Origin of the sequence: Sphingomonas sp. BE123 (assembly GCF_031456015.1) — a bacterium.
Taxonomy (GTDB): domain Bacteria; phylum Pseudomonadota; class Alphaproteobacteria; order Sphingomonadales; family Sphingomonadaceae; genus Sphingomonas.
Window position 1 is genome coordinate 1,367,728 of the sequence record NZ_JAVDTW010000002.1, and the last position, 17,216, is coordinate 1,384,943.

Annotated in this window: 16 protein-coding genes and 1 tRNA gene; 12 read left to right on the plus strand and 5 right to left on the minus strand. The window is 66.4% G+C overall.

Annotated elements, in window-relative coordinates:
- Positions 1-19: 19 nt before the first annotated feature.
- Positions 20-2,089 (minus strand): amidohydrolase family protein, encoded by a 2,070-nt coding sequence (locus J2Y54_RS14720; RefSeq protein ID WP_310040802.1) that lies wholly within the window; start codon positions 2,087-2,089, stop codon positions 20-22.
- A 59-nt stretch (positions 2,090-2,148) separates the two neighbouring features.
- Positions 2,149-2,222, minus strand: a tRNA-Gly gene (locus J2Y54_RS14725).
- 209 nt (positions 2,223-2,431) lie between these two features.
- Between J2Y54_RS14725 and J2Y54_RS14730 the strand changes: the two genes are divergently transcribed.
- Positions 2,432-3,061: a PilZ domain-containing protein gene (locus J2Y54_RS14730; RefSeq protein WP_310040804.1), complete on the plus strand. Its 630-nt coding sequence runs from the start codon at positions 2,432-2,434 to the stop codon at positions 3,059-3,061.
- 6 nt (positions 3,062-3,067) lie between these two features.
- Here J2Y54_RS14730 and J2Y54_RS14735 read toward each other — a convergent pair whose 3' ends face one another.
- Positions 3,068-4,405, minus strand: coding sequence for an MFS transporter (locus J2Y54_RS14735; protein WP_310040805.1), 1,338 nt, complete (start codon positions 4,403-4,405; stop codon positions 3,068-3,070).
- A 159-nt stretch (positions 4,406-4,564) separates the two neighbouring features.
- On the opposite strand from J2Y54_RS14735, the gene cyoA reads away from it, so the two are divergent.
- Genes cyoA through J2Y54_RS14770 form a run of 7 tightly spaced genes read left to right on the plus strand, consistent with a single transcriptional unit; the run spans position 4,565 to position 11,296 of the window.
- Positions 4,565-5,755: a ubiquinol oxidase subunit II gene (gene cyoA, locus J2Y54_RS14740; protein ID WP_310040807.1), complete on the plus strand. Its 1,191-nt coding sequence runs from the start codon at positions 4,565-4,567 to the stop codon at positions 5,753-5,755.
- 8 nt (positions 5,756-5,763) lie between these two features.
- Entirely contained in the window at positions 5,764-7,782 is a 2,019-nt protein-coding gene (gene cyoB / locus J2Y54_RS14745; protein WP_310040808.1) for a cytochrome o ubiquinol oxidase subunit I, read from the plus strand.
- On the plus strand, positions 7,779-8,402 hold the full coding sequence (cyoC, locus tag J2Y54_RS14750; RefSeq protein ID WP_310040809.1) for a cytochrome o ubiquinol oxidase subunit III: 624 nt from the start codon (positions 7,779-7,781) through the stop codon (positions 8,400-8,402). The genes cyoB and cyoC overlap by 4 nt, the downstream gene beginning before the upstream one ends.
- Entirely contained in the window at positions 8,402-8,764 is a 363-nt protein-coding gene (gene cyoD / locus J2Y54_RS14755; protein WP_310040811.1) for a cytochrome o ubiquinol oxidase subunit IV, read from the plus strand. The genes cyoC and cyoD overlap by 1 nt, the downstream gene beginning before the upstream one ends.
- A 35-nt stretch (positions 8,765-8,799) precedes the next feature.
- The gene (locus tag J2Y54_RS14760) at positions 8,800-9,474 is read left to right on the plus strand and encodes an SURF1 family protein (protein WP_310041332.1); all 675 of its coding nucleotides are present in this window, start codon (positions 8,800-8,802) and stop codon (positions 9,472-9,474) included.
- Between the two features lie 53 nt (positions 9,475-9,527).
- Positions 9,528-10,769: an ATP-binding protein gene (locus tag J2Y54_RS14765; protein ID WP_405052934.1), complete on the plus strand. Its 1,242-nt coding sequence runs from the start codon at positions 9,528-9,530 to the stop codon at positions 10,767-10,769.
- Positions 10,766-11,296: a response regulator transcription factor gene (locus J2Y54_RS14770; RefSeq protein ID WP_257842801.1), complete on the plus strand. Its 531-nt coding sequence runs from the start codon at positions 10,766-10,768 to the stop codon at positions 11,294-11,296. Before J2Y54_RS14765 ends, J2Y54_RS14770 begins: the two co-directional genes overlap by 4 nt.
- Positions 11,297-11,350: 54 nt before the next feature.
- On the opposite strand, the gene J2Y54_RS14775 is transcribed toward J2Y54_RS14770, so the two are convergent.
- Entirely contained in the window at positions 11,351-11,887 is a 537-nt protein-coding gene (locus tag J2Y54_RS14775; RefSeq protein ID WP_310040814.1) for a hypothetical protein, read from the minus strand.
- Between the two features lie 179 nt (positions 11,888-12,066).
- Here J2Y54_RS14775 and J2Y54_RS14780 point away from each other — a divergent pair, with 179 nt between their 5' ends.
- Genes J2Y54_RS14780 through J2Y54_RS14795 form a run of 4 tightly spaced genes read left to right on the plus strand, consistent with a single transcriptional unit; the run spans position 12,067 to position 15,852 of the window.
- Entirely contained in the window at positions 12,067-12,903 is an 837-nt protein-coding gene (locus J2Y54_RS14780) for a CoA ester lyase (protein WP_310040816.1), read from the plus strand.
- Positions 12,900-14,009 (plus strand): 8-amino-7-oxononanoate synthase, encoded by a 1,110-nt coding sequence (locus J2Y54_RS14785; protein ID WP_310040818.1) that lies wholly within the window; start codon positions 12,900-12,902, stop codon positions 14,007-14,009. Before J2Y54_RS14780 ends, J2Y54_RS14785 begins: the two co-directional genes overlap by 4 nt.
- Complete coding sequence (gene bioD, locus J2Y54_RS14790; RefSeq protein WP_310040819.1) at positions 14,006-14,608, plus strand: dethiobiotin synthase; 603 nt, start codon at positions 14,006-14,008, stop codon at positions 14,606-14,608. The genes J2Y54_RS14785 and bioD overlap by 4 nt, the downstream gene beginning before the upstream one ends.
- The gene (locus J2Y54_RS14795) at positions 14,605-15,852 is read left to right on the plus strand and encodes an adenosylmethionine--8-amino-7-oxononanoate transaminase (RefSeq protein ID WP_310040820.1); all 1,248 of its coding nucleotides are present in this window, start codon (positions 14,605-14,607) and stop codon (positions 15,850-15,852) included. Before bioD ends, J2Y54_RS14795 begins: the two co-directional genes overlap by 4 nt.
- On the opposite strand, the gene J2Y54_RS14800 is transcribed toward J2Y54_RS14795, so the two are convergent.
- A complete protein-coding gene (locus J2Y54_RS14800; RefSeq protein ID WP_310040822.1) occupies positions 15,849-17,180 on the minus strand; it encodes a methyl-accepting chemotaxis protein in 1,332 nt (443 codons plus the stop codon). The genes J2Y54_RS14795 and J2Y54_RS14800 overlap by 4 nt on opposite strands.
- Between the last annotated feature and the right edge of the window lie 36 nt (positions 17,181-17,216).

Genomic DNA, 17,216 nt, shown 5'->3' on the forward strand with positions numbered 1-17,216 from the left:
CGCGCCCCCGCCGTCATTATTACTTCGGCATCCCGCTATATCCCGCCGCCTTGCGCAGTTCGGCGGCGTCCATGACATAGCCGTCGCTGACCACGGTGACGACGCGGCGCAGTGCGCCCAGCTCGGTCGACGGGTCGCCATCGACCAGCACCATATCCGCCTCCTTGCCGACCGCGATCGATCCGGTGCGCTGGTCGGCGCCGACCACGCGCGCGGGGACGATGGTTGCGCTCTGCAATGCTTCGGCCGCGCTCAGCCCGGCCTGCTGGTAGATTTCCAGCTCGCGCACCAGTTCGATGCCCCAGCCATCGGTACCCGCGACCACCGGCACCCCGGCCTTGTGCAACCGCCCGACCAGCTCGACCATTTTCGCATAGCTTTTGCGGTAATCGTCGCGCGTCAGTCCTTCGATCAGCGGATAGCCGCCGCTCGTAAACACCGATCGCTCGATCACCGGCGAGATAATACCCATATAGGGGGCATAAGCGGGGTGCGGCGTGCCGCCGTCCTGGGTCAGCATGCCCTCGAAGATGACGATCGTCGGATCCACCACGGTCTTGCGCCGCGCGAGATCGGCGACGAAGCGGGTCATCAGCGGCGCGTTCAGGTCGACATCCTTGAAGTAGCGCGCCGGCCCCTCCATCCGCTGCCGCGTATTGGCCTTGTCGATCACCTCTTTCGGCATCGACTCCATCACCACGAAGTTGAGATGGGTCAGTTCGTCATAGCCCGCCGCGACCGCCTCGCTCGGCTTCATTGTCGCCGGGACATGGCCATGGACATGCAGCCCCAGCCGGTGCGCCTCGGCCGCCGCGGGCGCGATCCACGCCGGGTTCATTGAGGTGTAGAATTTGACGCCCCACAGCCCCGCCTGCTTGATCCGGCGCACGGTGGCGATGGTCTCCTCGACGCTGCTGACCACTTCGGCGCCCTGTGCTGCCAGCGGATCCTTCTTGTCGATGATGACCGAGATGAACGGCTCGCCCATCAGCAGCGTGCCGTCGTTGCGGCGCTTCGTCGCCTCGACCGCGCGGTCGAAATTGGTGCCCGGGCTGCGGAAGCTGGTGATGCCGTTCGCCATGTTCGACAGCACGCTCCAGTCGTCGCCGATATGGAGGTGGCTGTCCCAGATGCCGGGCACCAGCGTCTTGCCGCGCCCGTCGATGGTGCGTGCGCCGGCGGGTGGCTTGACCGTACCCGCCGCGCCGATCGCCGCGATCTTGCCGTCCTGTGCCAGCACCGCGCGGTCGGGCAGGAACACGCCTTTGTCCGCGTCGAACAGGCGCACATTGTCGAACAGCACGGGCGCTTTCGCGGCAGGGGCGAGGAAGCGCTCGGCGATGGTCGTCACCGACTGCGCGGTCGCGGCATCCTGCGCATCGCGCAGCTGCTTGAGCGCGCCCTCATACCCTTTGGGGATAACCGAGATGAACCCGATATCGGCGAAATAGCGCTTCGCGTCATCCAGCCACACCGGAACGGGGGAGGGCAGGATGCCACTGATGAAAGCGAGCTGGACGGTCTTCGGCCCGCCGGGTCCCTGGATCACCTGCTTGCCTGCCAGCGTCATGCGCCCGCGCCCGCCCGGCAGGAAGGCGAGTCCGCTATCCCCGGCAGCGGCGAGCGCATCGATCAGCGGTGCGTTGGCGATGCCGACCCCGCCCGCCGGGATGTACCAGCCACCGGCGGGTGCTTCCCCCGCATCGGTCGCAGTCTTCCAGATGGCCCGGCCGCCGGATACGCGATACTCCTCCGCCGCATCGCCGGACATGGTCACGCCACGCACGGTCAGCGCCGCGATGCTGCCATCGCTGGCGAAGGTCGTGACCTGATCCATCTCGGTGATCCAGCCGCGCAGCTCCTGCGACCAGCGATAGGCGACGCGGCCGTCGGGCAGCTGCCAGCGCCACTGGCTGCCATGCTGGCCGGCTTCGGACACGACGACATATTCGGCGGCCCCGGCAGGCGGCTTGAGCAGGTCTTCCTTCGCCACCGGCTTCGACTGGGTCGGCGGGGCGGGGTCGGGGTGCAAATGCGCCAAGACCGGAGCGGTTGTGGCCAACAGTGCCGCGAACAGGACCGTGCGCATCGTCGTCTCTCCCCCAAGTTCGATACTTGGTAGGAGCAATAGCGCCAGCGATGCAAGATTGGAGCGGGTGAAGGGAATCGAACCCTCGTCGTGAGCTTGGGAAGCTCCTGCTCTACCATTGAGCTACACCCGCGAGGTGCGCCGAAATCGAAGGTTTGCGGACCATTGTCAAGCAGGATCGCACCGCCAGCAGGTGCGCGACACTGGCGCGTTATCCATTTTGGGTAACACTTTGCTGTCACCTGAGGTGCTTTATGGCTGACCTTGGTGCGACATGAGGCCGGAGCTGGAGCTGCGAGCACTCTTTCTTCGGCAGGACGCTGCTCGCTGGGAGCGTTGCCCGTGGATACTGGCTGCGTGTCGGAGACGGCACTGCGGGGTGGCGAGGATCGCCGCGCGGATCATCGAACGACCGCCCTGTTTCAGGTTGCCCGGCTGGTCACGGCGGACGGGGCACAGCAGCTGTGCCTGATCCGCAATATCGGACCAGGCGGAATGATGGTCGAACTTTATGCGCCGCTGGAGCCGGGCATGCGGGTGCGGATCGAGCCCAAGCTGTGCGATCCGCTCGACGGCGCGGTGCGCTGGGTGCAGGAACAACAGGCGGGGATCGCGTTCGACGACCCGATTGACGTTGACGCCTATCTGCACGTCCACACCGCACTGCTGCCTGATCAGCTGCCGCGCTGTCCGCGCGTCTCGACGCGGCTGCGGGCGCGGCTGCGGATCGGTGCGGTGTGGCACCTGGTCCCGCTGATCGACCTGTCACAGGGCGGGGCGAAGGTCGAAACCGACCTGCCGATCCCGCTCGGGCACCGGGTCGATATCGATATCGCCGGCATCGGTACTCTCGGCGCACATGTCCGCTGGGTCCGCGGCGAGCGGGTCGGGCTGGTGTTTACCTGCCCGCTGCGGCTCGCCGTGGTCGCGCGCTGGATCGCCATGCAGGACAGCCCCGGCCGTGCCGGATGACGCGCGTCAGTCGATCGTGCGGGCGAGTTCGCGGTTGAGCCACAGCGCCACCAGCGTGCCGATCGCGCCCGACAGCAGATAGGCACCGGCGGCTAGCAGGCCGAACTCGGACGACAGCCAGAGCGCAGCGAGCGGCGCGAAACCGGCGCCGAACAGCCAGGCGAGATCCGCCGTCAGCGCCGACCCGGTGTAGCGGTGGCGCTGCTGGAAGCTGGCCGACAGCGCGCCCGACGACTGGCCGAAGGTCAGGCCAAGCAGCACGAATCCGAGCAGCATGAACGCGGCCTCGCCAGCTTCGCCCATCTCCAGCAGCTGCGGCGCAAAGCCGCTGAATGCGGCGATGGCGGCAGCAGTGGCGGCGAGCACGGTGCGGCGCCCTACGCGGTCGGCGAGATAGCCCGACGCGATGATCGCGCCCACGCCGAGCGCGGCGGCAACCGCCTCGATCGCGAGGAAGCGGACCGGCGATTCCTCGGTGTACAGGAACACCCAGGACAGCGGGAACACGGTCACCATATGGAACATGGCGAAGCTGGCCAGCGGGGCGAACGCGCCGAGGATGATCGTGCGCCAGTTCGACCGGATCGTTTCGGTCATCGGCGCAGGCTGAAGCTCGCGCCGTTCGAACAGAGTCGCATATTCGGGCGTCACCACGATGCGCAGGCGCGCAAACAGCGCCACGACGTTGATCGCAAACGCCACGAAGAACGGGTAGCGCCAGCCCCAGTCGAGGAAATCCTGCGCGGGCAGGGCGGCGATCAGGAACATGAAGAGAAGGCTGGCGACGATCAGGCCGAGCGGCGCGCCCAGCTGCGGAATCATCGCATACCAGCCGCGCTTGCCGGCCGGCGCATTGAGCGCGAGCAGCGAGGCAAGCCCGTCCCACGATCCGCCCAGCGCCACGCCCTGGCCCATGCGGAACAGCGCGAGCAGCAACGCCGAACCGATACCGATCGAGGCGTAGCCGGGCAGGAACGCGATCGCGGCGGTCGAGCCACCGAGCAGGAACAGCGCAATGGTCAGCTTTGCCCCGCGGCCATAGGCACGGTCGATCGCGGTGAAGATCATCGTGCCGACCGGCCGCGCCACGAACGCGAGCGCGAAGATTGCGAACGACCACAAGGTCCCCTGCAGCGGATCGAGGTGCGGAAACACCAGTGCCGGGAACACCAGCACCGACGCGATGGCGTAAACGAAAAAGTCGAAAAATTCGGACGTGCGGCCGATGATCACGCCGATCGCAATCTCGCCGGGCGCGATCTTGTGGCCGTCCCGCGGACCATCGGAATTGACCGCGCGCGCATCGCGCTCGGCTTGCGTGGTGGGGACGGTATCGGCGCTCATTCGAGTCTTCCCAGCTTGCCGCCCATGCGCGGCGCGAATCACCATGGCGGGCACCATGCCGGCCCGCGCGATGAAAACGCACTGCTGCATTGATAAGGATCAAGGGATTGGACAAAATGTCCTATGTGCGCGCCGGAGGTGCGGGCGTAGGCGCGGATCATGGCCCAGAACCCTGTCCGATTCCGCCATCGCCTCCGCCCCCTGCTGGCGCTTGCTGCGCTGCCGCTGCTGTCCGGCTGCGGGCTGATCGTCCTCGACCCCGCCGGTGAAGTCGCGCGGCAACAGGGCAATCTGGTGATGATCTCGACTGCGCTGATGCTGCTGATCATCGTTCCGGTGATGGCGCTGACGGTGTTCTTCGCGTTCAAATATCGCGCGGCGAACCAGGACGCGACTTATGACCCCGAGTGGGACCATTCGACCCAGCTGGAGCTGGTGATCTGGGCCGCGCCGCTGCTGATCATCATCTGCCTGGGCGCGCTGACCTGGGTCGGCACGCATCTGCTCGACCCCTATCGCCCGCTCGCCGCGCCCGAGGCCCGCGGGCCGGGTGCGCCCGAGACCGACCGCGAAAAGCCGCTGGAGGTGCAGGTCGTCGCGCTCGACTGGAAGTGGCTGTTCATCTACCCGGAGCAGGGCATCGCCACGGTCAACGAGTTCGCGGCCCCCGTGGATCGCCCGATCCGCTTCCGCATCGCGTCGTCCTCGGTGATGAACAGCTTCTACATCCCGGCGCTCGCAGGGCAGATTTATGCGATGCCCGGCATGGAAACCAAGCTGCACGGCATTTTCGACCAGACCGGCGAATTTGTCGGCTTCTCCGCCAACTATTCGGGGGCGGGTTTCTCGAACATGCGCTTTGCCGCAAAGAGCATGGAACGCGGCGCGTTCGATGCCTGGGTCGCGCAGGTGAAGGGGACGGCAACGCCGCTCGACCGCGTGACCTATCTCAAGCTCGAACGCCCGAGCGAAAAGGAGCCGGTCCGCCGGTTCGCTCAGGTCGAGCCCAATTTGTTCGACCGCGTCGTCAACCTGTGCGTCGAGCCGGGCAAGATGTGCATGCACGACATGATGGCGATCGATGCCAAGGGCGGCCTTGGCCTTGCCGGCGCCTATAATGTCCGCGACCTGGCCTATGACAAATTCGCCGCGCGCGGCACGCTGTCGAACCTCGACACGCGTTATGTCGCCGCCGTGTGCACCACGCCGATGGTGTCGGTGAACGCGCCCGACCCCGAACCGGTCGACAACAGCCCGCTGACCGGCGCCGGCCTGTCACGCGTGCGCCAGTCGACCCCGCCGATCGCGCGTACCGCGATGACCGACATTCCCGCCCTTCCGGAAAGCTGAGTAAGCCCGTGTCCGATCCTACCGCGCATCCCGCTCCGTCGGTCGACCCGATTTTCGGTCGCCTGTCGTTCGATTCGATCCCGCTGCACGAACCGATCCTGATCGTCACCTTTGCGGTGGTCGCGATCGGCGGCATCGCGATGCTGGCGCTGCTCACCAAATATCGCCTGTGGGGCTATCTGTGGAAGGAGTGGTTCACCAGCGTGGACCACAAGAAGATCGGGATCATGTACATGGTCCTTGGCCTCATCATGTTCCTGCGCGGCTTTGCCGATGCGATCATGATGCGCCTGCAGCAGGCGATGGCGTTCGGCGGGAACGAAGGCTATCTGAACGCGCATCACTATGATCAGATCTTCACCGCGCATGGCGTGATCATGATCTTCTTCGTGGCGATGCCGTTCATCACGGGCCTCATGAACTATGTCGTCCCGCTCCAGATCGGCGCGCGCGACGTCAGCTTCCCGTTCCTCAACAATTTCAGTTTCTGGATGACCGCGGCGGGCGCGGCGCTGACGATGGTGTCGCTGTTCGTCGGTGAGTACGCCCAGACCGGGTGGCTCGCCTATCCGCCGCTGTCCGGGATTACCTACAGCCCCAATGTCGGCGTCGATTATTATATCTGGTCGCTACAGATAGCGGGCGTCGGGACGACCTTGTCCGGCATCAACCTGATCGTCACCATTCTGAAGCTGCGCGCGCCGGGCATGGGCTTGATGAAGATGCCGGTGTTCACCTGGACCTCGCTGTGCGCCAACATCCTGATCGTCGCCAGCTTCCCGGTGCTGACCGCGGTGCTCGCGCTGCTCGGGCTGGATCGGTACGCCGGCACCAACTTCTTCACGAACGACTTCGGCGGATCGTCGATGATGTACGTGAACCTGATCTGGATCTGGGGTCATCCAGAGGTTTACATCCTGATCCTGCCGCTGTTCGGCGTGTTCAGCGAAGTGACCTCGACCTTCTCGGGCAAGCGGCTCTTCGGCTATACCTCGATGGTCTATGCGACGGTGGTCATCACCATCCTGTCCTACGTCGTGTGGCTGCACCACTTTTTCACCATGGGGTCGGGGGCGAGCGTCAACAGCTTCTTCGGCATCACCACCATGGTGATTTCGATCCCGACGGGTGCGAAGCTCTTCAACTGGCTGTTCACCATGTATCGCGGGCGCATCCGGTTCGAGCTGCCGATGATGTGGACCATCGCGTTCATGCTGACCTTCACCATCGGCGGCATGACCGGGGTGCTGCTCGCGGTGCCGCCGGCGGACTTCGTGTTGCACAATTCGCTGTTCCTGATCGCGCACTTCCACAATGTGATCATCGGCGGCGTGCTGTTCGGCCTGTTCGCCGCGATCAATTACTGGTGGCCCAAGGCGTTCGGGTTCAAGCTCGACAAGAAGTGGGGCCTGGTGTCCTTCTGGTGCTGGGTCGTGGGCTTCTGGCTCGCCTTTGCGCCGCTCTATGTCCTCGGCCTGATGGGCGTGACGCGCCGGATGCGGGTGTTCGACGACCCGTCCTACCAGATCTGGTTCATCATCGCCGGCATCGGCGCGGCGACGATCGCGGTCGGCATCTTCGCGATGCTCGTCCAGTTCGCGGTCAGCATCTGGAAGCGCGAGGAACTGAAGGTCGATGGCGATCCGTGGAACGGTCGCACGCTGGAATGGGCGACCAGCTCGCCCCCGCCGGAGTACAACTTCGCCTTCACCCCGCGCATCCACGACCTCGACGCATGGTATGACATGAAGAAGCGCAACGCCGTGCGTCCGGTCGAGGGCTTCCGCGACATCCATATGCCACGCCCGACCGGTGCCGGCGTGATCCTGTCGGGCATCAGCCTGGTGTTGGGCTTCGCGCTGGTGTGGCACATCTGGTGGCTGGTCATCGCGGCATTCGTCGCGCTGCTCGGCGCCGCAATCATCCACACCTTCAACTATAACCGCGACTACCACATCCCGGCGGCAACCGTCGCCGCGGTGGAGGACGCGCGCACCCGCCAGCTGGCCGCCGGAGCCGCCGCATGACCGCCGTGACTGCAGACCCCAACACGCCCCCCGTCTTCTACGAGCTGGAGGAGCATCCGCACCCCGAGGGGCACAGCACGATGCTGGGCTTCTGGATCTATCTGATGAGCGACTGCCTCATCTTTGCGATCCTGTTCGCCTGCTACGCGGTGCTGGGTGGCAATTACGCCGCGGGGCCGGGGCCAAAGGACCTGTTCGACCTCAAGCTGATCGCGCTCAACACCGCGATGCTGCTGTTCTCGTCGATCACCTATGGCTTTGCCATGCTGTCGATGCAGCTGGGCAAGGTCCGCGCGACGCAGGGCTGGCTGGCCGTCACCGGCCTGTTCGGCGCGGCGTTCCTGGCGATCGAACTCTATGAGTTCGCCCATCTGATCCACCTCGGCGCGACGCCCCAGCGCAGCGCGTTCCTGTCGGCCTTCTTCACCCTGGTCGGCACGCACGGCCTGCACGTGACCTTCGGCCTGATCTGGCTGGTGACGCTGATGGTTCAGCTGGGGCGCAAGGGGCTGATCCCTGCCAATCAGCGCCGGGTCGCATGCCTTGGCATGTTCTGGCACTTCCTTGACGTCATCTGGATCGGCGTCTTCACCTTTGTCTATCTGATGGGGATGCTGTGATGAGCGCGCATCATGACGAGCACCACGCCGTTGCCGAACTGCCGCACGCGACGCTGCGCGATTATGTGATCGGCTTTGTCCTGTCGGTGATCCTGACCGCGATCCCGTTCTGGCTGGTGATGACGATGCCGCTCAGCGCCGGGGTGACGGCCGCCGTCATCATGGGCTTTGCAGTGGTGCAGATCATCGTTCACATGATCTTCTTCCTGCACATGAACCCCAGGTCCGAAGGCGGCTGGACGCTCACCTCTTTGGTGTTCACCGTGATCGTGATCTTCATCATGCTCGCTGGTTCGCTGTGGGTCATGCACCACCTCAACAGCAACATGATGCCGCAGCATCTGGAGCAGCAGGTCCCGTGAAGCTCCGGCGCGCCGTTCCAGCGGCGCTGCTGCTGATGCTCGCCGCCGGCTTCGTGGCGCTGGGCATCTGGCAGGTCGAGCGACGGGCGTGGAAGCATGCGCTGATCGACGCGGTCGAAACGCGCAGCACCGCCGCGCCGGTCGCTGCCCCGGCGCCGGGCGTTCCGGTCAGTGCCGAGACCGACGCCTATCGCCGCGTCCGTGTTGCCGGCAGGTTCCTGCACGACCGCGAGACGCTGGTGCGTGCGGTCAGCGATCTGGGCAGTGGCTATTGGGTCGTCACCCCGCTCGATACCGGGCGCTTCACATTGCTGGTCAATCGCGGCTTCGTGCCCCCCGACCTGCGCGAGTCCGCAAGCCGCACGGCGGGCAATGCGGCGGGGCAGGTGACCGTCACTGGCCTGCTGCGCGTCACCGAGCCGGGCGGCGGGTTCCTGCGCAGCAACGATCCCGCAGCGGATAACTGGTATTCGCGCGATGTCGCCGCGATCGCCGCTGCGCGTGGCCTCAACAACGCCGCGCCCTATTTCATCGACGCCGACGCCGCGCCCAACCCCGGCGGATGGCCGCGCGGCGGGCTGACCGTGCTGCGCTTTTCCGACAATCATCTGGGTTATGCGCTGACCTGGTTCGCGCTGGCGTTGCTGTCGCTGGTCGGCATCTGGCTGGTGTTGCGCAAAGCGGCGGTTGCGCCCAACAAGGAGTCGTGAACCGGCAGATCCTTGAGCCCGCCTTTCAGCCGGCGGATGCGGGGCGGCGCAACATGCTGCTGCTCACGCAATTGCGCTGGCTGGCGGTGGGCGGACAGCTGGTGACGGTCGCCGTGGTGCAGGTCGCGCTCGGCATCGACCTGCCGATGACGCAGCTGCTGATGTCGACCGCGACGCTCGCCGCGCTCAACATCGCCAGCCATGTGCTGATCGCCAGCGGCGCGCGCTTCACCGACGGCGCGCTCGCCGCCGCCTTGCTGTTCGATGTCGGCGCGCTGACGGTGCAGCTCAGCCTGTCAGGCGGCATCACCAACCCGTTCGCAGCCTTGTTCCTGCTGCACATCGTGCTCGGCGCGGTGCTGTTGCGGCCCTATTATCCCTGGGCGATCGTCGCGGCGACGCTGATCGCGCTGGGCATCCTGGCGCTTGATCCGACGCCGCTGGTGCTGCCCGCCGATCTGCCGGTCGATCCGGTCAATCTCTATCTGTTCGGCGGACTTGTCTGCTTCGTGCTGATCGCGGTGCTGCTGGTGGTGTTCATCGGCCAGATCAGCCGCAATCTGCGCAGCCACGACGCCGCGCTCGCTGCCGTGCGCCAGCGCGCGGCGGAGGAGGATCATATCGTCCGCATGGGCCTGCTCGCCTCGGGCGCCGCGCATGAGCTGGGGACGCCGCTGTCGCTGCTGTCGGTCGCGATCGGCGACTGGCGCGCAATGCCCCGGCTGAAGGACGATGCCGAGCTGCAGCAGGAACTGGCCGAGATGGACGGGGCGGTGCGCCGCTGCAAGGCGATCGTCAGCGGCATCCTGATGTCGGCGGGCGAGGCGCGCGGCGTGGCGCCCGAAGTGACCAGCGTGCGCCGCTTCCTGACCGAAATCGTCGCGGAGTATCGCGCCAGCCTGCTCCCCGGCACGCTCGACTTCGACGACCGCTTCGGCGCGGACGTCACCATCGTGTCCGACCCGGCGCTGCGCCAGGTCATCGGCAACGTCATCGACAATGCGATCGAGGTATCGCCCGGCACCGTGACCCTCACCGCACTGCGCGAGGAGGACGCGCTGGTGATCGAGATCGCCGATCGCGGCACCGGCTTCGCGCCAGAAATCCTCGCCACCTTCGGCCAGCCCTATCGCACGACCAAGGGCAAGCCGGGCGGGGGGCTGGGCCTGTTCCTGCTGGTCAATGTCCTGCGCAAGCTGGGCGGGGAGGCGAGCGCGGAGAACCGGCTGGACGGCGGCGCACGGGTGCGCATCGTCCTCCCGCTCGCCGCGCTGGCGCTGGCGGCACCGCGATGAGTGCGCGGCTGCTGATCATCGTCGAGGATGACGAGGCGTTTGCGCGGACGCTCAAACGCTCGTTCGAGCGGCGCGACTACACTGTGCTATGGGCGGCGAACCATGACGAGCTGGCGGCGCTGCTGGCCGACCATGCGCCGGATTTCGCGGTGGTCGACCTGAAGCTCGGCGGTGCATCGGGGCTGGCGTGCGTTCAGACGCTGCGGGCGAGCGATGCGGAGATGAAGATCGTCGTCCTCACCGGCTTCGCCAGCATCGCCACGGCGGTCGAGGCGATCAAGTTGGGCGCGAACCACTATCTCGCCAAGCCATCGAACACCGACGATATCGAGGCCGCGTTCGCCCGCGTCGACGGCGATGTCGACGCCCCGGTCGACGGCCGCACCTCATCGATCAAGACGGTCGAGTGGGAGCATATCCACCAGACCTTGGTGGAGACCGACTTCAACATCTCCGAAGCTGCGCGGCGGTTGGGGATGCACCGCCGAACGCTGGCGCGGAAGCTGGAGAAGCGGCCGGTGCGGTAGGGGGCTATCGACAAATTACCGTTGGCGCGATCTCTGACCGGGTTGAATTGGGGTTCAGCCGCCGTTTCGAGCAAGATGCTCGGAGTAATCTTCAATCCACATGCGCTCGCACCAAGCGTTCTCACCGTGCCGTTCAATTTCTGACTTCGCCTGCGCCAGCGGGATCGCCTTTGCCCAAGGAAGAAAGTGAACTTCGACATGTTCGGAAATGCGATTCAATTTTTCGATTACTGATTCATCGTCCGCATTATCCCAGTGTAGTCGCTCGTATTGGTAGTTCAGATTCTGAGGCCGATAGATCGGTCGCTCTCGCCCATCCTCAAGCGGCTTGAACTTGTAAGGATAATCGAAAACTTCATCTGGAAAACCTATTGGGACTGTCTCGGACCTGTCCCGCAAAATGGAATGCCGGAAACAAAGTACATGCGCGATCGAACCCGGACTACTCATCCGACCGCCGAGCCGGAAAAGCGAAAGCACTAGGCTTTCGTCGCAAAACGCGAGCGACTTGCCCTTAGACACGAAGCCGACCCGAGCCAATCGTTGCGCCACGCGCTCCTCGAAAAGCGCATCGAATGCTTCTTTATTCATCATTCTATTCCGCAGCTCCAGCAGGGTCTGTCAATATCCGCAAATTGGGTTGGTTGGAGCCTGGCCGCATTCTGAGACCGGCACCCAAAACTCCCTATCTCTAGCAAGGGAGGATAGATGCCACCCTTGCCGTCAGCGCGCGGCAAAGGCATGGCGCGGGGCACGAGAGAGGAAATCCGATGCGCCTGCGTTCGCTGCTGTTCGTTCCCGGTGACCGGCCCGACCGGATGGAAAAGGCGCTGGCCAGCGGTGCCGATGCGCTGATCCTGGACCTTGAGGATTCGGTGACGCCGGAGCGCAAGGGCGACGCGCGCGAAGCAGTTGCCGCGTTCCTCGCCAAACAGCATGGAGGCCCGGCGCTCTGGGTTCGCATCAACCCGCTCGACAGCGGCGTGACGCAGGACGACCTTGCCGCCGCGCGCGGGGCGGACGGGATCGTGCTGCCCAAATCGGCAAGCGGGCAGGATGTCGCCGCGCTCGACGCGATGCTGGCCGGGGTCGCCGCGCGCATCCTGCCGATCGCGACCGAAACGCCCGCCGCGATCTTTGGCTTGGGCAGCTATGCCGGCTGCTCGCCGCGCCTTGCCGGCATCACCTGGGGGGCGGAGGATCTGCCCGCCGCGATCGGCGCGCAATCCTCGCGTGAGGCGGACGGGCGTTACACCCCGCCCTATGAGATGATCCGCGGCCTCACCCTGTTCGGCGCGCACGCTGCGGGGGTCGCGCCGATTGAGACGGTCTACCCCGATTTCCGCAACCTCGACGGTCTCGCCGCCTATTGCGCGCGGGCGATGCGCGACGGCTTTACCGGCATGATGGCGATCCACCCGGCGCAGGTCCCGGTGATCAATGCCGCCTTCACCCCGTCCGAAGCCGCCATCGCGCATGCCCGCGCCGTCGTCGCCGCCTTCGCCGCCAATCCGGGCGCGGGCGCATTGCAGCTTGACGGCAAGATGATCGATGCGCCGCACCTCAAACAGGCGCAGGCGCTGCTCGCCCGTGCGGGAGCGGCATGACGCCAGGCTTTCACCACGACGATCTGAACCGGCTGGAACGGGCAGGGCGGCTGCGGTCGCTCAGCCCGCGCACCGGGCGGGATTTTGCGTCGAACGACTATCTCGGCCTCGCCAGTGACCAGCGGTTGCGCGATGCCGTGGCTGACGCGGTCGCGCGCGGCGTCGCGGTCGGATCGGGCGGTTCGCGGCTGCTGCGCGGCAATGATCCCGAGATTGCGGCGCTGGAGGCTGAGGCCGCCGCGTTGTTCGGTGCGGAGGCGTGCCTGTATTTCGCGACCGGCTTTGCGGCCAATGTCGCGCTGCTCGCGACGCTGCCGCAGCCGGGCGACCTGATCGTCCATGACGCCATGATTCATGCCAGCATGCATGACGGCCTGCGCCTCGCCCGCGCTCCGGCAGTGGCGGCCGGGCATAACGATCCGCAGGCAGTGGACGACGCGATCCGCGCCTGGCGCGCGCAGGGCGGGACGGGCACGCCCTGGATCGCGTTCGAAACGCTTTACTCGATGGATGGCGATTGCGCGCCGGTGGCCGACCTCGCAGCGGTGGCGGCGCGGCATGACGCCATGCTGCTGATCGACGAGGCGCATGCCACCGGCGTATGGGGCGCGCATGGGCGCGGCCTCGCGGAGCAGCTGGAGGGCGCGGAGAATGTCATCGCGCTCCACACCTGCGGCAAGGCGCTGGGCTGTCAGGGTGCGCTGGTGACCGGCCCGCGCGTGCTGATCGAGTTTCTGATCAATCGCGCGCGTCCGTTCATTTTTTCCACCGCGCCGTCGCCGTTGCTCGCCAGCGCGGTCCGCACCGCGCTGCGCATCGTGGCGGAGGAGCCGGAGCGGCGCGCGCGGCTCCACGCGCTGATCGCCCATGCTGAAACCGTGCTGGTCCCGCATGGCGTGACCGCGACGGGGACGCAGATCCTGCCGCTCATCATCGGCGACGACACGGCGACGATGGCGCGCGCGGCGGCGGTGCAGGCGCGCGGGTTTGATGTGCGCGGGATCCGTCCGCCCACGGTCGCGCCCGGCACCGCGCGGCTGCGGATCACGCTGACGCTCAACGTCACCCCGCAAGACATTGATTCACTGGCAGAGGCACTCGCATGATCGTCGTTACCGGCACCGATACCGGGGTGGGCAAGACCGTCGCGTCGGCGGCGCTCGCGTGGCGGTTGGGCGCAACCTATTGGAAGCCCATGCAGGCCGGACGCGAGGAAGCGGAGAGCGACCGGGAGGCGGTCGCGCGCCTCGCGGGGGTGGAAACGCTGCCCGAAGCCTATTTCCTTGAAACCCCCTGCTCCCCGCATCGCGCGGCAGAGATCGATGGCGTCACCATCGACTCCGCGCGCCTGACGCCACCAGCCGGGCGGCTGGTGATCGAGGGGGCGGGGGGCGCGCTGGTGCCGGTGACCCGCGACCTGCTCTACGCCGATCTGTTCGCCCGCTGGGGACTGCCGGTCGTCATCGTCGCGCGCACCGCGCTCGGCACGATCAACCATAGCCTGATGACCATCGAAGTACTGCGCGCGCGCGGCGTGACTGTGGCGGGCATCCTCTTCTCCGGCGACGAAGTGCCCGACAGCCAGGCGACGATCTGCGCAATGGGGCAAGTCGCCTCGCTCGGTCGCCTGCCGCGCCTCGATCCGCTGACCCCGGACAACCTGCGCGCCGCAGCCGCGACACTCGATCTCGGGCCGATCGCATGACGTCGCCCGTCTGGCATCCCTTTACCCAGCATGGTCTCAATGAGCCGGTGCCGCTGGTCACGCGTGCCGAGGGCGCGATCCTGCACACCGCCGATGGCCGTCGCGTGATCGACGCCATTTCGTCCTGGTGGGTCACGACGCACGGCCATTGCCACCCGGCCATCATGGCGGCGATCCGCGCGCAGAGCGAAAAGCTCGATCAGCTGATCTTCGCCGGCTGGACCCACGAACCCGCCGAAACGCTGGCGCGTGACCTCACCGCGATCATGCCGCCCGCGCTGACCCGCGTGTTCTTCTCCGACAGCGGATCGACCAGCGTCGAGGTCGCGCTGAAAATGGCGCTCGGCCATTTCGCCAATCGCGGCGAGGACCGTAGCCGGATCATCGTGATGGAGGGCAGCTATCACGGCGACACGATCGGCGGCATGTCGGTCGGCGCGCGCGGCGTGTTCAACAAGAGTTACGCGCCGCTATTGTTCGACGTCGACGTCATCCCCTTCCCGGAACGCGGGAAGGAGGCGCAGACGATGGCGGCGCTGGAGCACTATTGTTCGCAATCGCCGCCTCCCGCCGCGCTGATTGTCGAACCGATGATCCTCGGCGCGGGCGGGATGCGCATCTATCTGCCCGGCGTCCTGCGCGCGATGCGGGACATCTGCGCGGCGCATGGTGTGCTGTTCATCGCGGACGAGGTGATGACCGGCTGGGGCCGCACCGGCGCGCTGCTGGCGTGCGAATGGGCGCAGATCGTCCCCGACCTGCTGTGCCTGTCAAAGGGGCTGACCGGCGGGTCGCTGCCGCTGGCGGTGACCATGGCGACCGAAGAGATCTTCGCGTCTCATCTGTCCGAAGACCGCTCGCGCATGTTCTTCCATTCGTCGAGCTACACCGCCAACCCGATCGCCTGCGCGGCAGCGGTGGCCAATCTCGCCATCTGGCGCGATGAGCCGGTGCTGGAGAGGATCGACCGGCTGGTGCTGCGCCAGACCGATCTCAGCGCGCCGTTGCGGGACAAGGTGTCCAACCTGCGCCAGCTCGGCACGATCGTCGCGATGGAGCTGGAGGATCGCGCGGGCAGCTATATGTCGGCGCTCGGCCCGCGATTGATGGCGTTTTTCCGCGAGCGCGACGTGCTGCTGCGCCCGCTGGGCAACACGGTCTATGTCATGCCGCCCTACAGCATTGCGGACGATGATCTGGCGCGGGTCTATGCCGTGATCGGCGAGGCAATCGCGGCGCTTTAGGCCGCGCGCAGATCGGCGAGGAAGTTGCGCACCGCGCCGTCCAGCGCAGTGGCCTCGGCGTGAATGCGCGTGGCGAGCCCGTTCATTTCTTGCGCGCTTTGCGTTGCCGATCCGGCACTGCCGCTGATGGCGGACACGTCGTCGGCAATCAGCGCGCCGGCGCTGACGGTTTCATCGACCGTTGCCGCGATCAGGCGAGTCGTTTCGCTTTGCGTGGCGACCGCGTGTTCGACCGTGTCGCACAGCCGTGCCATCGCCGCGATTGCGCATTCGACCTCTTCATGCCCGCCCGCCACCTGGGCGATGCCGTCGCAGATTTCGGCAACATGGGTGGTGATGCGTCCCGCGGCATGGCCGGCCTGCGTTGCCAGTGCCTTCACCTCGTTGGCGACCACGGTGAAGCCGCGCCCGGCCTCACCCGCGCGGGCGGCCTCGATCGTTGCGTTAAGCGCGAGCAGGTTCACCTGACCCGCAATCTCGCCGATCAGCGCGATTACCGAGTCGATCGATTGTGCCGAGCGCATCAGCTGACGCATCCGTGCGCCGCCTTCGCCGACCAGTCCCACCGCATGTTCCGCCGCGCTCTTTGCCCGGACTGTATCGGCGTTGATCGTGGCGAAGGCGTCGGCCAGCATGCGCCCGCGTTCGGCAATGCCGTGCATGCCAAGGCTGGTCTGCGACGCGGCAGCCGCGACGGCGGCCGCGCGATCTCCTGTATCGGCGGCGCGCGATGCGGTCGCGCCGGCATGCGTGCCGATTCGCTGCGACAGCATACCCAGCGTGTCCGCAAGGGCCGCGACCTGCGCCTCGAACTGGGCCGACGCCGCTTCGATCCGGCTGGAGCGGCGCAGCTGCGCGCGGGCATGGACCAGTTCACGCTCGACCGCCAGACTTACGATCCGGCGGTTGGCGACGACGGCGAACAGCCGTCCGCGATGCGTCAGGATCATGCCTTCCTGACCGCTGGCGGCGCGATAGGCATCAAGCACCGCGCCGATGTCCTGATCGACCTCGGCCTGGGGGCAGGGGCGGATATGCGCCGCAATCGCGCTGCCATAGGCCGGATTGCGCATCAGCGCATGGCCGAACGGATTGAGCAGCAGCCGCCGCACGTCCTTCTCGAACAAGGCGCCGATCGCGCGATGGCCGGCATCGACCACCGGTAGCAGCCGCAGTTCCATGTTGGTCTGGAACATTTCGGTCGCGGTGAACAACGTGTCGGTTTCGCGCAGATAGGGCGGGTTGCGCTCGGCCGTGGTCAGCCACTCGCGCGCGCTGGCAGGCGCGGGGGTGGCAGCGGCAGTGGCTGGATCTGCGAGCGCGAACATGGCGATCGTGATAGGGAGCGGACGGTAAATGCCGCG

Coding starts and splice junctions, on each gene's coding strand:
- J2Y54_RS14720 (WP_310040802.1), bottom strand. CDS start 2,089: ATGCGCACGGTCCTGTTCGCGGCACTGTTGGCCACAACCGCTCCGGTC.
- J2Y54_RS14735 (WP_310040805.1), bottom strand. CDS start 4,405: ATGAGCGCCGATACCGTCCCCACCACGCAAGCCGAGCGCGATGCGCGC.
- cyoA (WP_310040807.1), top strand. CDS start 4,565: ATGGCCCAGAACCCTGTCCGATTCCGCCATCGCCTCCGCCCCCTGCTG.
- cyoC (WP_310040809.1), top strand. CDS start 7,779: ATGACCGCCGTGACTGCAGACCCCAACACGCCCCCCGTCTTCTACGAG.
- cyoD (WP_310040811.1), top strand. CDS start 8,402: ATGAGCGCGCATCATGACGAGCACCACGCCGTTGCCGAACTGCCGCAC.
- J2Y54_RS14760 (WP_310041332.1), top strand. CDS start 8,800: ATGCTCGCCGCCGGCTTCGTGGCGCTGGGCATCTGGCAGGTCGAGCGA.
- J2Y54_RS14765 (WP_405052934.1), top strand. CDS start 9,528: ATGCTGCTGCTCACGCAATTGCGCTGGCTGGCGGTGGGCGGACAGCTG.
- J2Y54_RS14770 (WP_257842801.1), top strand. CDS start 10,766: ATGAGTGCGCGGCTGCTGATCATCGTCGAGGATGACGAGGCGTTTGCG.
- J2Y54_RS14775 (WP_310040814.1), bottom strand. CDS start 11,887: ATGAATAAAGAAGCATTCGATGCGCTTTTCGAGGAGCGCGTGGCGCAA.
- J2Y54_RS14780 (WP_310040816.1), top strand. CDS start 12,067: ATGCGCCTGCGTTCGCTGCTGTTCGTTCCCGGTGACCGGCCCGACCGG.
- J2Y54_RS14785 (WP_310040818.1), top strand. CDS start 12,900: ATGACGCCAGGCTTTCACCACGACGATCTGAACCGGCTGGAACGGGCA.
- bioD (WP_310040819.1), top strand. CDS start 14,006: ATGATCGTCGTTACCGGCACCGATACCGGGGTGGGCAAGACCGTCGCG.
- J2Y54_RS14795 (WP_310040820.1), top strand. CDS start 14,605: ATGACGTCGCCCGTCTGGCATCCCTTTACCCAGCATGGTCTCAATGAG.
- J2Y54_RS14800 (WP_310040822.1), bottom strand. CDS start 17,180: ATGTTCGCGCTCGCAGATCCAGCCACTGCCGCTGCCACCCCCGCGCCT.